The sequence below is a fragment of the Aquimarina latercula DSM 2041 genome, from assembly GCF_000430645.1.
Lineage (GTDB): Bacteria > Bacteroidota > Bacteroidia > Flavobacteriales > Flavobacteriaceae > Aquimarina > Aquimarina latercula.
In genome coordinates this window covers 1-14,253 of the sequence record NZ_AUMK01000016.1, presented here as the reverse complement: position 1 = coordinate 14,253, position 14,253 = coordinate 1, and the positions used below count along the sequence as shown (strand labels likewise).

The 14,253-nt window shown below is 31.9% G+C and carries 11 protein-coding genes; 8 read left to right on the top strand and 3 right to left on the bottom strand.

Translation table 11 applies throughout. The annotated features are described in order from the left end of the window. The first annotated feature begins 108 nt into the window (after positions 1 to 108). Positions 109 to 657, top strand: a complete 549-nt coding sequence (locus tag H526_RS0115300) for a DUF4252 domain-containing protein (protein ID WP_027393814.1) — start codon at positions 109 to 111, stop codon at positions 655 to 657. Between the two features lie 83 nt (positions 658 to 740). On the opposite strand, the gene purB is transcribed toward H526_RS0115300, so the two are convergent. From purB to H526_RS0115285, 3 genes are all read right to left on the bottom strand, one after another. Beyond that, positions 741 to 2,084, bottom strand: coding sequence for an adenylosuccinate lyase (gene purB, locus H526_RS0115295; protein WP_027393813.1), 1,344 nt, complete (start codon positions 2,082 to 2,084; stop codon positions 741 to 743). A gap of 159 nt (positions 2,085 to 2,243) precedes the next feature. Then, positions 2,244 to 2,795 (bottom strand): hypothetical protein, encoded by a 552-nt coding sequence (locus H526_RS0115290; RefSeq protein ID WP_027393812.1) that lies wholly within the window; start codon positions 2,793 to 2,795, stop codon positions 2,244 to 2,246. A 24-nt stretch (positions 2,796 to 2,819) separates the two neighbouring features. After that, complete coding sequence (locus tag H526_RS0115285) at positions 2,820 to 3,497, bottom strand: SIR2 family NAD-dependent protein deacylase (protein WP_027393811.1); 678 nt, start codon at positions 3,495 to 3,497, stop codon at positions 2,820 to 2,822. A gap of 438 nt (positions 3,498 to 3,935) precedes the next feature. Here H526_RS0115285 and H526_RS0115280 point away from each other — a divergent pair, with 438 nt between their 5' ends. The 7 genes from H526_RS0115280 to H526_RS29270 all read left to right on the top strand — a co-directional run. Further along, positions 3,936 to 4,673 (top strand): LytR/AlgR family response regulator transcription factor, encoded by a 738-nt coding sequence (locus H526_RS0115280; protein ID WP_027393810.1) that lies wholly within the window; start codon positions 3,936 to 3,938, stop codon positions 4,671 to 4,673. A 994-nt stretch (positions 4,674 to 5,667) separates the two neighbouring features. Further along, on the top strand, positions 5,668 to 5,826 hold the full coding sequence (locus tag H526_RS31825; RefSeq protein ID WP_155839704.1) for a hypothetical protein: 159 nt from the start codon (positions 5,668 to 5,670) through the stop codon (positions 5,824 to 5,826). A gap of 106 nt (positions 5,827 to 5,932) precedes the next feature. Continuing rightward, the gene (locus H526_RS0115270) at positions 5,933 to 7,996 is read left to right on the top strand and encodes a tetratricopeptide repeat-containing sensor histidine kinase (protein ID WP_027393809.1); all 2,064 of its coding nucleotides are present in this window, start codon (positions 5,933 to 5,935) and stop codon (positions 7,994 to 7,996) included. A 109-nt stretch (positions 7,997 to 8,105) separates the two neighbouring features. Continuing rightward, entirely contained in the window at positions 8,106 to 8,777 is a 672-nt protein-coding gene (locus H526_RS0115265) for a response regulator (protein ID WP_027393808.1), read from the top strand. A gap of 527 nt (positions 8,778 to 9,304) precedes the next feature. Continuing rightward, on the top strand, positions 9,305 to 9,433 hold the full coding sequence (locus tag H526_RS32510; protein WP_281171955.1) for a hypothetical protein: 129 nt from the start codon (positions 9,305 to 9,307) through the stop codon (positions 9,431 to 9,433). A gap of 18 nt (positions 9,434 to 9,451) precedes the next feature. Beyond that, a complete protein-coding gene (locus H526_RS31820; RefSeq protein WP_155839703.1) occupies positions 9,452 to 9,616 on the top strand; it encodes a hypothetical protein in 165 nt (54 codons plus the stop codon). Between the two features lie 1,242 nt (positions 9,617 to 10,858). Next, positions 10,859 to 14,253: beta strand repeat-containing protein (locus H526_RS29270; protein ID WP_035085725.1), on the top strand; the 3,395-nt coding region annotated here is incomplete at its 3' end.

Genomic DNA, 14,253 nt, shown 5'->3' with positions numbered 1-14,253 from the left:
ATATTTTAGTTTAAGTTACACCCAAGCTTCTTTAGGTAGAAATACCTAAGGAAGCTTATCATCAATCAAATCAACCTGTTCGGCTAGTACGAATAAAAACCAATTAAAATGAAAAATATAATAAAACTAACGTTAGTAGTCTTCGGGATGCTATTTATAAGTTGTAACAGTGAAACATCACTCCAAAGGTATTTTGTGGATCATCAAGGTGATGCAGATTTTGTTGCAGTAGACCTAGCAACAAGTTTACTAGATGCTAGAACTAAAAAAGTAAATCTTTCTGATGACGAGAGAGAAGCGCTAGAAAGTATCAAAAAAGTTAATTTTTTAGCACTACCTCTTAAAGAAGGAACAAAAACAAGATACGAAGAAGAAAAAGCAAAAATCAATACAATACTAGAAGCTAATAAATATGAAACCTTAATGCGGTTTGGTTCTAATGGAACCAAAGCAGTGTTAAAGTTTCAGGGAGAAGAAGATAATATTGATGAGATGATTGTGTTTGCTTCTAATGGAGATCGAGGTTTGGCTTTAGTGAGAGTGTTAGGTGATGATATGAAACCAGGAAACGTAGCAAAACTGATGAATGCAATTGATAAAGGAGATGTGGATATCGGTGCTATAAAAGATATTTTAGGAGATGTAAAAATCGATTAATAGTTGTCTATATATAACAAAAAAAGCTTCGACTTACAGGGTCGAAGCTTTTTTGTTTGACTTTATTTGATAATTCTAATGAGCTATATTCCTGTATAATTAGATGGAGTGATGGCTTTTAGTTCTGTTTTTATAGTATCAGAAACCTCAAGCGTCTCTATAAATTCTGAAATAGAATTTTGATTTATTGCAGCATTCGTTCTTGTAAGTCCTTTTAATGCTTCGTACGGATTTGGATATCCTTCTCTTCTTAGGATTGTCTGAATAGCCTCTGCAACTACAGCCCAATTATTCTCAAGATCTTGAGCAAACTTTTCTTTGTTAAGCAATAACTTGTTTAACCCTTTTAGAGTAGCCTGAAAAGCAATTAATGTATGCCCAAAAGGAACACCTACATTTCTGAGTACAGTACTGTCTGTTAGATCTCGTTGTAATCTACTAACTGGTAGTTTGGCAGATAAATGCTCGAATAATGCATTAGCAATACCAATGTTTCCTTCGCTATTTTCAAAATCAATAGGGTTTACTTTATGCGGCATAGCAGAAGATCCAACTTCGCCTTTCTTGATTTTTTGTTTAAAATAATCCATAGACACGTACGTCCATACATCACGATCCAAATCTAGTATAATGGTATTAATACGTTTTAATCCATCAAACAAAGCTGCCATATGATCATAATGCTCGATCTGTGTTGTAGGAAAAGAGTGATGTAATCCTAGTTTTTCTTGTACAAAACGAGTTCCAAAATCTTTCCAATCAATTGAAGGATATGCAACTTTGTGAGCATTGTAGTTACCTGTAGCTCCACCAAATTTAGCAGCGCTAGGAATATCATTTAATAAATCAAATTGAGCTTCTAATCTTGTTACGTATACCTGAAACTCTTTTCCTAATCGAGTAGGAGATGCAGGTTGTCCATGTGTACGAGCTAACATAGAGACATCAGACCATTCTTCTACTAATGATTTTAGTTTAGCTAATAATTCTAAATATTGTGGAATATAGACATCACCAATAGATTCTTTAATACTTAAAGGAATCGCCGTGTTATTAATATCCTGAGATGTTAAACCAAAATGTATAAACTCTTTATATTCCTGTAAACCTAGAATGTCAAACTTTTCTTTTATAAAATATTCAACCGCTTTTACATCGTGGTTGGTAACTTTTTCTATGTCCTTTATTGCTTGAGCATCTTCAGTAGAAAATTCTGTGTAGATTTTTCTTAGTTTTTCAAAAATTGCTGCATCAATATCTTTTAATTGCGGTAATGGAATCTCACATAAAGCAATAAAGTATTCTATTTCTACCAATACACGATACTTTATTAAGGCTTCTTCGCTAAAATATGTGCTTAATGATTGTGTTTTAGAAGCATAACGACCATCAATTGGCGAAATAGCTTGAAGAGGAGATAATGACATAACGTTGATTTTTTGAAAGGTGCAAAGATAATTTATTTAATAAGGAATAACGAAGTACAAAGAACGATTTTTTGATTGTCTACATATCAAAGATTAAAATTGAAGATTTATATGAATTTCATAATTATATAGATAGAAATTATGATTTATATTAATTCTCTATATCTTTTTTAAAATCATTCGGGATCGAGCTTTATAAGCAGCACTTCCACTATGGTAGTTGTTTTCTAATATAATCTTTAGTTCTGGGTGTATCCAATCGAACTCCGTTCCGAGAAGGTATAAACTGGTCATGGAATAAGCCTTAGGAGCTACTTTTTGATCAGAAATGAGCCAATCAAAACAGGTTTCTGTTATTTTTTCTAAATGTAATGTTGAGAGCATTTCACGAACTACAGGTAGTTTCTCTTTATAGTAGGCGAGTATTAGGTATTCACATATTTTTGCCATGGGGCGTACTGCAGGATCTTGATGAACTTTAGGGATGAGTTCTACAAAGGCATCTATATAAGGTAAAATAGCTTCTAACTTTTTTTTACATAAAAACTCTAATCCCCACGAAGCTCTACACGAGATCTCATCATCCACTTGATTACAGATTTCGATAAGTTGAGGTAATAACTCAGGGTTTTGCAAGATTAAGTTTGCAAAATGGCTTCGTTTTTCTCTAGAGTGGTTGGTGTTTTTAATTTCCTCTTCTAGATTAATCATTAGTTTTAGGTTATTATTTGTTTACTATCCAGCTAATTCTTGTACCACTTTTGGGACACCAATTGTAGCTTTTTCTGCTAATATGGTTAGATTTTCTTTTGGAGAAATAGCAGGTTTAGGATCTATAAAATATATAGGTGTATCCGTAGGAGCAAATTGTACCAAACTAGCGGCCGGGTATACTTGCATAGAAGTTCCTATAATAATTAGAATATCTGCTTGTTCCGTAATCTTTATAGCCTTATTCAGCATAGGTACCTCTTCTCCGAACCATACAATGTGTGGTCGTAACTGAGAATTATGTTCACATAAGTCACCAAGATTAAGATCTGTTTTCCAATCTAAAACTAGATTCTCATCAAATTGACTTCGGACTTTTAAGAGTTCTCCGTGTAGGTGTACCACATTACTACTTCCTGCACGTTCATGGAGATCATCAACATTTTGGGTGATAACTGTTACGTTATGAGTTTTTTCTAATTCTACCAGCGCTAAATGGCCTTTGTTGGGGGCTACGGTATGTAACTGACTTCGTCTTTTGTTATAGAAGTCTAATACTAATTTGGGGTTGTTATTCCATCCGATTGGGGAGGCGACTTCCATAATATCATGACCTTCCCATAATCCATTAGCATCTCTAAAGGTATTAATACCACTTTCTGCACTAATTCCTGCGCCCGTGAGCACAACTACGTTTTTCATTAGAATTTGTTTTTCTAAAACTATTTAAAATATTTTAATTAGTAGATCTGTTTCTAAATAAAATAATAGAATTCATGGATAGAATGATTTATAAAAATTAGATGTAAACTGTAAATGTTTGATTACTAGTAATTGTGCAAAACATTGGTTTATCCTGTGTTTTCTAGGTTAATTTCACTTTTTTTAGGTCATATATACTAATTCTTTTCTTTTTTCGTTTAGAGAATCTAAACCCCATAAACCGATAACATGCAATATATTTCGATCAAAGAAATCCCCTTAAACCCCGTAAATAGTACGGCTCCGTATTAATATTGTGGTTTTACCGTAACCTTGATATTATTAAAAAACATAACTTGTAGTCAGTAAATGTGTACAATTTTTTTTTGAATACTGACAGTATTTAATAACCAACGCTAACCTTTAATTGTTTACCTCATGAAATACCCTTACATCATTATTGATAATGATCAGAATTCTGCACGCACAATTCAGATCGCATTAGAAGATCACAATGATTATATCTGTACCGGAATTGCTAAAAATGAGCAAGAAGCGTTGGACTTAATTTTAGAAAGAAAACCTAGATTGGTTTTTCTTGAACCGGAAGTTCCGGGAGTTCAATCGTCCAAAACGCAGTATAATTTATTGTCAGAACTAACTAAGTATATGACAAACTTGCCTGAGTTTATCATTATGACTAAAACTACCGAGTATGCTATAGAAGGTATACGTAATAGTGTGCTGGATTATATCCTAAAACCTCTAAGCAAAAGTGATCTTATTAAAACCTTATTAAGGTTCGAGAAGGACTTTGATGAAGTGTTGGATAATACGCTGTGCTTTAAGTCTTATGGAGATTATCGCTTTGTTAATATCGATGAGGTATTGTATCTGAAAGCAGATAATAATACTACTGATTTTATGATGAGTAGTGGTAATAAGGTAGAGGCGTTCAAGACGCTAAAGCACTTTCAGAATCTATTACCAGATCATTTTGTTCGCATCCATAATAGTTATATAATCAATACTAAATATGTATCTAGGATACATTTTGGTAAAGCAAAATGTGCTATTAAGAACACTAGTGATATGATTCCTTTTTCTAAATCTTATAAGACAAACGTAGAAGAGATAAAGGATACACTAGCAAAAAATAGTTTCTTATATGTGTAGTAAAAAGCACTAAGAGACTGATAATAATGATTAGGATGTTATTTATAAGTATCTAGTAAATGTGTATGATGACAGCCAAATTGTTTTATTTGATAATATATCACACAATATCATTTGTATAATAAAACGCAGGTCTAGAAAACCTCCCAATTCGGGGAGGTTTTTTTGTTTTTAATAGAATTTAGTAATAATAAAGGAGGAATTTTCTGTCTGGATTATTTTTGTTTTGATTGATAATTTTACTTGTTTATAGTAAATAAGTGAATTTTGTGGTTGTAGAATTCCCTTGTTTTTTCGGATATGGTTTGTGGCACTTTGCTTTTTTAGTTTTATGTTTCCGTATTATAATTATATGGCAAGAGGGTTATTTTTTGGATAAAAAAATTCCCGCTACTATCTAGTATTTATTTCTTGCTGTATGGTTTTTGGGGAGTGGGGATTTTTTCGATTTATTTTGAAGCTAAATACTTACATGTGTTCAGGGGAATTTTTTTGTAGAAATTCGGGGAAAATCTATAACTCTTTATCTTTCAGTGGTCAAGACGGTTTAATTTGTAAAAAGACACGATACTTCGTTTTATCTGATTTTTGTTTTTTTTAAGCTTTTTTTATGGTTTATTTACCGGAACTGAATCGGTAATCTATTTCCTACACTTTTAAGTGTTTTTTAAAATCGGGTCATCCACTCGTATAATCTACCCATCTACTTCCTAGAGGTATCCATCTACTAAACACACCTTAATATATTAGGCGCGAGGGGGCAATCTCCCTACATTTGTAGTGTACAATTAAGGTTATCAACCTATTACACATTTACTAAAAGGATATACAAAGAGAAATCTAAGTATTAGCTGGCCAGCGAAATCCTTAACAACAAAAATTAGAGTGGACTAAAGTCCATTCGAGCAGGGCAAAAAAAGTCTTGAAAAGGAAAAATTTTAATAACAAATAATTACAAACCAGAATAAAATATAATTATAAAAGATAAACCGTTATGAAAGCTATAAAAACAATATTCGCAGTATTATTCGTAAGTTCAATGTTCATCGCTTGTGAGTCAGACAGTATTAATGAAGAAGTAGGAATTGATGAGGTAGAGTTTGAAAATTTTGCAGGTGAAGAAGATGATGATGAAACAGTACGAGGAAACTAAAAATTAAATATAAAATATATTTAAAAGCTGTTTGTGATATGCAAACGGCTTTTTTATTTTTCGTATTTTAGTTTGATAATTATACTTACAAAGATTTTAAAGCGAAATGAACTTCCTTTCAAGAAATAAATCAATTCTATTTTTCATTGTTGTAATCGTTACTTTTTGTTCTTGCGATACAAAAACTACCGATTTCAAAGATGAAGAGTTAAAATACAAGTTAATAGATTCACATATAGAAAAATCTAAAGATGAAAGTAAAACTTTAGGAGAAAGAAAGCAAAGTGCTAATACAGCCTATGGATTATATTCCACTCTTGAAGGAGATACTAAATTAAAACTAAAAAGAATAGAGGAAATTTCTACAATATATTATGATCTAGGGGATTATGAAACTTCTTCAGAAATGGATCAAAAAATGTTAGATCTGGCTATTTCTATTAAGGATTCATTGTCTATTGCTAAATCGTATTGGTTTAGAGGTATATATTTTAGGAATAGAGAATTGGATAGTGCCTACAAGAATTTTTATCGCTCTGATAAAATATATAGTGCTTTAGATAATAGTAATTCAATGAATCCTATGGATTATGCTTTTGATCATGGTACAGTTCTTATTGACTTAGCAAAACTATGCAGAATGGTTAAGGATTATGGGCAAAGTGAAGACCTCACTATCAGAGCAATCAAAAAATTTGAACTGTCAGGAAATCTTTCTTATTTACCGTTATCATACAATAATTTAGGAATCGTTGCTAAGCATATGGAGCGTTATGATGATGCTGTAGAGTATTATTCAAGAGTTATAGAATATGCAAAAAACACGGAAAAGGAAACGTTGTATGCTGCCTTAGGAAATAATAATATAGGAACTGTTTATAAAACAATTAAAGAATATGATAAAGCGGAAGAATATTATAAAAAGGCATTATCATTTAAAGATTTTTTGGACAAAAGACCTAAGAGATACGCTAGGTACTTAGACAATCTGGCTTATGTTCAATTTTTATCAGGGAAGAATGATGAAGATATTCTTGAGGTGTTTAATAAAACCCTCAAAATAAGAGATAGTTTGGAGGATCTGGTTGGTATATCGACCAATACATTGCATTTGGCTGAATATTATCAATTAAAAGGTAATGACAGTATCGCAAAGACATTTGCAGAGAGAGCGCGAGATGCTTCTTCCAAGGTTAATAATAATGTAGAGTTATTACAGTCTTATAAATTACTCTCCCAGGTTTCGGGTAGTGGCGAAGGATTGGTGTATGCTCAAAATTATATTAAACTAAATGATAGTCTTCAAAGAGAGGAGCGTTTGTTTAAAAATAAATTTGCTAGAATAAAGTTTGAAACTGCAGAAAAGGTTGAGAAAATTGCAGCAATAAGTAGAGAAAATCAATATTTAATTTTTGCAATTCTAGGATTGTCTGTCTTATCTTTATTAGGTTATGTGATTTTTAAACAGCAACAGAGCAATAAAGAATTATTGTTCGAGCAGAATCAGCAGCAATCCAATCAAGAGATTTATCGTTTACTACTTAGTCAGCAATTAAAATTAGAAGAAGGCCGTAAATTAGAGCAACATCGTATGTCCGAGGAGTTGCATGATGGTGTGTTGGGTAGGTTATTTGGTGTGCGGTTAAGTCTTGATGGTATCAATCAGCGAGCAAATGATGGATTTACGGATGCTAGAAATAAATACATAGATGAGCTTAAATCTATAGAACGAGAAATTAGATTGATCTCTCATGATCTTGGTACAGAAACCTTATCACCTGATATTGCTTATGTGGATGTAGTAGAGAGTTTGGTGAGTGATTTATGTACGGTACATAAAATGGATTTTGCATTTGCTAATGATGAAAACATAGACTGGGAGACGGTAGATGATCAGAAAAAAGTAAATCTGTTCCGTATTATACAAGAGTCCTTGCAGAATATATTTAAGCACGCTCGTGCAAAAAGCGTAAAAATAAACTTCGATTATGTGGATGATAAAATAAATCTTACTATTTTAGATGATGGAATAGGATTCAAAAGCAGTAAGGTCAAAAGGGGAATTGGTTTAAAAAATATTACATCTAGAGTTACTCAAATGGATGGTGTAGTAGATTTTATAAGTAATCAGGATTCAGGTACAAAAGTATCTGTTGGTATACCAATTTAATTAATGTAAAAAGTTGTCTGATCTGGTTTTCCATATAATAATAGGTGATAACTATAGTTACTACTATATAGAACCGATAGGATAACAACTGACACACAAAATTTTAAAGATGAAGAAAAAGTTAAAAGTTCTTATGATTGATGATCATCCAATGATTATTGAAGGATACAAGAACACCTTATTAGGAGAAAATCAAAAAGAATATCAGATTAAAATAGATATCGCATCCAATTGTGATGATGCATATGATAATATTCTAAAATCTTCTAAGACGACTCCTTATGATATGCTTTTTGTGGACATTAAATTACCACCTTCTTCTGATGGGAAAATTACATCGGGAGAGGATTTAGCAAAACATGCAAAAGAATTATTACCTAAGGCTAAGATTATTATTCTTACCATGCATAGAGAAGATCATAGGATTCATAATATATTAAAGAATATAAATCCATCAGGATTTTTAATAAAAAGTGATCTTACTTCTAGTGAGTTATTATTGGCTTTTAATAATATAGTAAGTGGTACTCCTTATTATAGCGCTACGGTGAATAATCATTTTAGAAAAATGATGACTAATAACTTCTCGTTAGATGAGAAAAACCTAAAGATTTTATATCATTTATCTAGAGGTGTAAAAACGAAGAATTTACCTAATTACGTAAGTTTGTCATTGAGTGCAATTGAGAAGCGTAAGAATCAGATAAAAGAAATGTTTTCTATTGCAAAGGCGGATGATCAAAAATTATTAGAAGAAGCACGTAAAAGAGGTTTTGTATAGGATATAAAACACTTTTTTAAACTAATATGATAAGAAGGATAGCTATTTGCTATCCTTTTTTTATTTGGTAATATATTGATAGAGAGCAAAATATTGTAATACTACCAAGTTGACATAAAAAAAATCGAATAATCAAATTTTTATACAGGGGATTTTTCCCCTTTTTTTGAATAAAATTAACTTTTTTTTATGATCTGTAATGTGTTTTTCTTGATTAGCGTTAATTCTGTTGTTAATTGAGGCAAAGCCGTAATGGATACAATGTATTTATATTTGATTTTCAGTAGATTAGCATCGTATTAATAATGTACTTTAATACTTCACACAAACTTTCTTTTTATAGTTCCTTTTTCTGAAATCATAAGATATATGATGTTTTTTAGAAGAATATCATAATATGGATTTTCGACATAATCTGTAAGTGTCGTAAAATGTTTACAGAAAAATCAAATTTATTTTAATTATGAAAAAGTTATCAAGTTTACAGGGTGTGAGTGTTTTAAGTAAAAAAGCGCAAAAAACCGTTCATGGCGGGGATTATGTTATGGCTAGCTGCAGCGACTATTGCCCAGGAACAGTGCAGGGTAATATTTTTACCGGACAGTGCACTTGTATTACAGGAGAGTAATCAATATACCCCATATCCTTTAATATAAACCTAAAATTATTTAATTATGAAAAATCTAAAAAGTGTTATCGGTGTAACTGTATTAAGTAAAAATGCACAAAAAACAGTTCACGGTGGTGATTATGTTATGAGTAGTTGCAGTGATTATTGTCCAGGAACTGTTCAAGGAAACATCTTTACAGGGCAATGCACATGTATTACCGGAGAGTAATGATCTAGACAGTATTGTGTCATATAAATATTAGTAAAACCTTCCTTGATCGGAGGGTTTTTTTATTGAAAGTAATCATTAAAACTAATACAGTATAAATATTTATTAAAGTTTGAGCTTCATTGTAAACTGGTATTGGTTGTTCATTAATTAGACTTTTGTTACAAATTGTTTTTAAGATGTAATATTCCCCGTATTTTTTAAAATTAAATTTTTGATTATTTTTTTTGTTTAACGGGGAATTTGTGTGAATAATTTATGTATTTTTTAAAGGGAAATATCTCTTAAATGTGTTTTGCTATTTTGTTTTAGAATTTAATCCTGTTTTATTATTACGGTTTTTAAGTATATATTTTGAGGTTATTGTTTGTTGATAATCAAATTAATATAAGTAAATTTAAAATGTTAAAAATTTATAAAATGTTTTTTTGGCGTTTGATGATGATATGTATAAGTTTTATGTTAATTTTTAACACGTTGATTTTCGACAATTTTTAACATTTTAACATGTGCTTTTTTAGTCGCTATTTAAATGTTTTAACTGTTGTTTGTTTTGAAATTAATATTGTCTTTTTTTGACGTGTTTTTCAATTAAAATTGAATCTATATTTTTACTATTTAGTATTACTTTATTAATTGGTTAATTAAAGGAGTAAACTCTTAATAATAGGTGTGTATGAAAATAATTACTTTAAGGAATAAATTATCATTACATATATATGCATATATAACTATGATTTTCTGGTTAAGTGACTTTTACTCTTTTTTTATAAAAAGTTTTTTGAAACTGAAATTGGTTAGATTTCTAAATAAAAGAAATATTAAGAATCTCCGTAATATATGTTGGAAATTCTTTTTTCAGAACAGACCGCAAAAGAAAATATTTTGTTTTTTTCAATTACCACCTAATGCTGCTATACTTCATATTAGGAATTCTCTAGTAAACCTACTCCGTACCCATATATATATAATAAACTCTAAAGTACTTGATCTATACAAAAATGCTTTTCGACTTAAGATAACCACAGTTTTATCGATAAACAAAAATTTTCTAAAGTGGTTTTTTCTAAGTTTAAGGATAGGAAAAGCAATTAAATAGTCAAGTCTTTATTAGGTTATAGACGTAAGTAGAAACTTCTATATAAACCCTAACCGAATTAGTAGTAAAGAATAAATAACTGTTTGTCTTTACTATTAGTTGAAATTGTTATTAAGAAAAATATTAAAATCTAAGGTGTACTGATGCAAAAAGTAAATAATGAAACTATCACTAATCAACTAATCTTTTTAGACAAAAAAAATACAAAGGTTAAATTGCAGTATAAAAAAACTAGAAAATTAACATTCTTTTTATCTGTTTTATATTTAGTTTGTTTTATCAATCCTACGGATATTTTTTCTCAGAAGGAATTATCAATCACAAAAGTTGAAGCATATCAAAATTTTTATCCACAGGACCAAGAAAACAGGTTGCAGGGTAATGATTTATTGCTAAGTAGATCAAAGGTAGAGTTTAAGACAGAATCGTTACCGGTGTTTTCTAGCAGGTCATTTTCTTCGAGATCGCCATTGGATCCACCTACTTTAGATTTGGATGGAATTACCGTGGGAGATGATTATGAGTTTTTTCTAGAACCAACTACAGGTAATGTTTTCCCAATCTCTAGAGGAGAGGTACAGATTACATCGGATACAGGTACAATTTCAAACGCTACGATTATTGTTTCTGGAAATATAGATGCAAGTGAGTTATTAGCTATAAATAATGGAGCTGGTTTTGATTTGTATTTTTTTACAGCAAATAACACATTTACATATGATCTAGGAGGAGGAATTATTTTAGAAGTAGCACAAACAGGAACTAGTTTTGTGATAACTGAAACAACGAATGATCCAATACCTAATAATATATTAGAGGATTTTATACAGACAATATTTTATGGAGATCTCACATCACCCTACACAGAAGGGGTTAGAACATTAGATGTAACACTTAATGATACTACCGGAGGTTCTTCTACTTCTCAAACTATTATAAATATAGTGGTAAATCCTGAAGCAGTAGACGATAGTAATAGTATCGCTGCAAATGCCATAGTACCAGTTACAGGTAATGTTCTTACAAATGATACGGATGCTTCAGCAGGAGGGGATGTGTTAGCTGTGTCAGAGGTTAATGTGTTTCCTGGTTTTGTTGGAGTTCCCTATAACACATTATACGGGACATTAACGGTACAATCAGATGGCAGTTATTCATATACAGTAGATAATGACAATCCCGCAGTCGCTGGTTTGATTAATGGAACTAGTTTGGATGATATCATTGCTTATACGGTTGAGGATAGTACAGGAGCTTTTGATTATGGAATTTTAACAATTACGATAAATGGAGTGGATGATCCACCAGTAGCAGTAGATGATTTTAATAGCGTAACTGTAGGAGTTACGAATACCGCAACCAGTAACCTTATAGAAGGTGATGGAGTTAATGGGCAGGATCTATTAGATAGACCATTATCCATGCTCGTTTGGGAAAGTCAATTTACCAATGGGCAAGAAGTGAATGGTTTATCAAGAACTATAGATGGAATAACATTAGATTTTACCGAAGCGGATCCTAATAATATAGGAACTATTAGTAATCTTACTTCTCAGAATACAGCTACTAATGGAGGTCATACAGGATATTTATTGTTTAATATAGATCCTGCCACAAATCCAAATGCTGATACTTCTATCACAGTTGATTTTGATCAAGAAGTTTTTAACCTTGGTTTTTTAGTAGTAGATATTGATTATTCACAGGGAACAGCTTGGCAGGATCAAATGACGATTCAAGGGTTTTTGGATGGTGTCCCTGTAACTTTTACTAATACTATAACTGGCGGAATTGTAGATGCCGGTGGAGATGCTTATTATGGAACAGGTTCTGCTGTACCTTCTGATGCTACGGGTAATATTAATGTGGCGTTTGATGGGCCGATTAATCAATTAGTATTATCATACAATTACGGTCCAGATGCAACTGCAGCTGATCCTGGTGGACAAATAGCAGGTATTTCGGATATTTTTTGGCAAGGAGATAATGGGGTAACTGTGATAACTATTAATGGAACTCCTGTTGTTGGAGCAACAACCGTGGCTACCACCTATGGATTTATTACTGTTAATCCAGATGGAACATATACGTATACAGTAGATACTACAAACCCTGCAGTGGCTAATTTGCTGGTAGGGCAAACTCTTACAGACACGATTCCCTATGAATTAAGAGATGCACTTCTTAGTATTGATGATGCTAATCTTATAATAACGATTAATGGGTCCGCTGTAGATACTGATATGGATGGAGAACCAGATTGGACTGATTTAGATGATGATAATGACGGTATACTGGATGAAAATGAATGCTATGTAAGTCAAGTACTTATTGGTAATCCTGATGGGGTAGAAGATGGTAGTTTTGGAGTAGGGTATTGGGACACTGAATATTATAGTGGGCATTTTGCAATTGTAGGTTCTACTTTTGGCAACAGTAATCAGAATAGTACACTTAATGGTTCTGTGGGTACACCTACTTTTGTTGGAGAGGCTTTTTTAGGTGGAAATTCTTTAAGCTTTAATGAATCAGGATCTTATGCTGAGACTTCGCCAGGAGTTTTTGATACAAATACGAGTACAGGTCTAGTTCCTCCAAGTTATGTAGGAACAAATATAAATGATGTAGGTTTTCAGCCTTATTACCAAACGATATTCAAACGTGAAGCTGATATAGATGGAGTGCTAACCTTTGGAAGCACTGGATTTAGTGTTGATGATGTATTCGAGCTTTTTATTAATGGAACCAGAGAAGTTTTTGCTTCTTTTTGTTGTGGAGCTTCAGATTCTCCAAACGATTCTTTTAGTTTTAATGTTACTAAAGGAGATGATTTAGAAATTAGGTATACTAATTTAGGTTTTGTAGGTAGTTTTCAATTTAATTTAGAATTAACGCCTTCTTGTAATATGGATGTTGATGGAGATGGCGATCCTAATGGACAGGACTTGGATAGTGATAATGATGGTTGTGATGATGTCATAGAATCAGGTGGAGTTGATACAACTCCAGAAGATGGTGTTTTAGATGGTACAGGTTTTGATGGAAATGGTCTAGTAACCGGTGGTACCGGTGGTTATAATGGAGTGACTGGTAATGAGGTTGTTGCGACACAATTGACGGTTACAACTACTCCGGGAAATGAAACGGTAAATGCTGGAGAAACGGCTACATTTAGTGTAACTGCAACTGCCGAATCTACAACTACTTTTGTTACAGGGACACCAAATTATACAATTCCTCCTGCGACAAACGTTTCTGGAGCTATAATTTATCAATGGCAAAGAAATGGAACTAATATTGATGGTACTACAGATGGTGGAGTTTATACAGGATTTAATAGTGCTACTTTAACAGTTACAAATCCAACCACAAGCCTTAATGGGAATACATATAATGTAATTGTAACGCACCCTGATAATGTATGTATTAATGAACAGAATAGTGCAACGTTAACGGTTAATCCAACTAGTGATTTATCGCTTAGTAAAGGCGTTGTATTAACAACAGATGCAGATGGTAGTACGACTGCTACTGCAGG

Coding starts and splice junctions, on each gene's coding strand:
- H526_RS0115300 (WP_027393814.1), top strand. CDS start 109: ATGAAAAATATAATAAAACTAACGTTAGTAGTCTTCGGGATGCTATTT.
- purB (WP_027393813.1), bottom strand. CDS start 2,084: ATGTCATTATCTCCTCTTCAAGCTATTTCGCCAATTGATGGTCGTTAT.
- H526_RS0115290 (WP_027393812.1), bottom strand. CDS start 2,795: ATGATTAATCTAGAAGAGGAAATTAAAAACACCAACCACTCTAGAGAA.
- H526_RS0115285 (WP_027393811.1), bottom strand. CDS start 3,497: ATGAAAAACGTAGTTGTGCTCACGGGCGCAGGAATTAGTGCAGAAAGT.
- H526_RS0115280 (WP_027393810.1), top strand. CDS start 3,936: ATGAAATACCCTTACATCATTATTGATAATGATCAGAATTCTGCACGC.
- H526_RS31825 (WP_155839704.1), top strand. CDS start 5,668: ATGAAAGCTATAAAAACAATATTCGCAGTATTATTCGTAAGTTCAATG.
- H526_RS0115270 (WP_027393809.1), top strand. CDS start 5,933: ATGAACTTCCTTTCAAGAAATAAATCAATTCTATTTTTCATTGTTGTA.
- H526_RS0115265 (WP_027393808.1), top strand. CDS start 8,106: ATGAAGAAAAAGTTAAAAGTTCTTATGATTGATGATCATCCAATGATT.
- H526_RS32510 (WP_281171955.1), top strand. CDS start 9,305: ATGGCGGGGATTATGTTATGGCTAGCTGCAGCGACTATTGCCCAGGAA.
- H526_RS31820 (WP_155839703.1), top strand. CDS start 9,452: ATGAAAAATCTAAAAAGTGTTATCGGTGTAACTGTATTAAGTAAAAAT.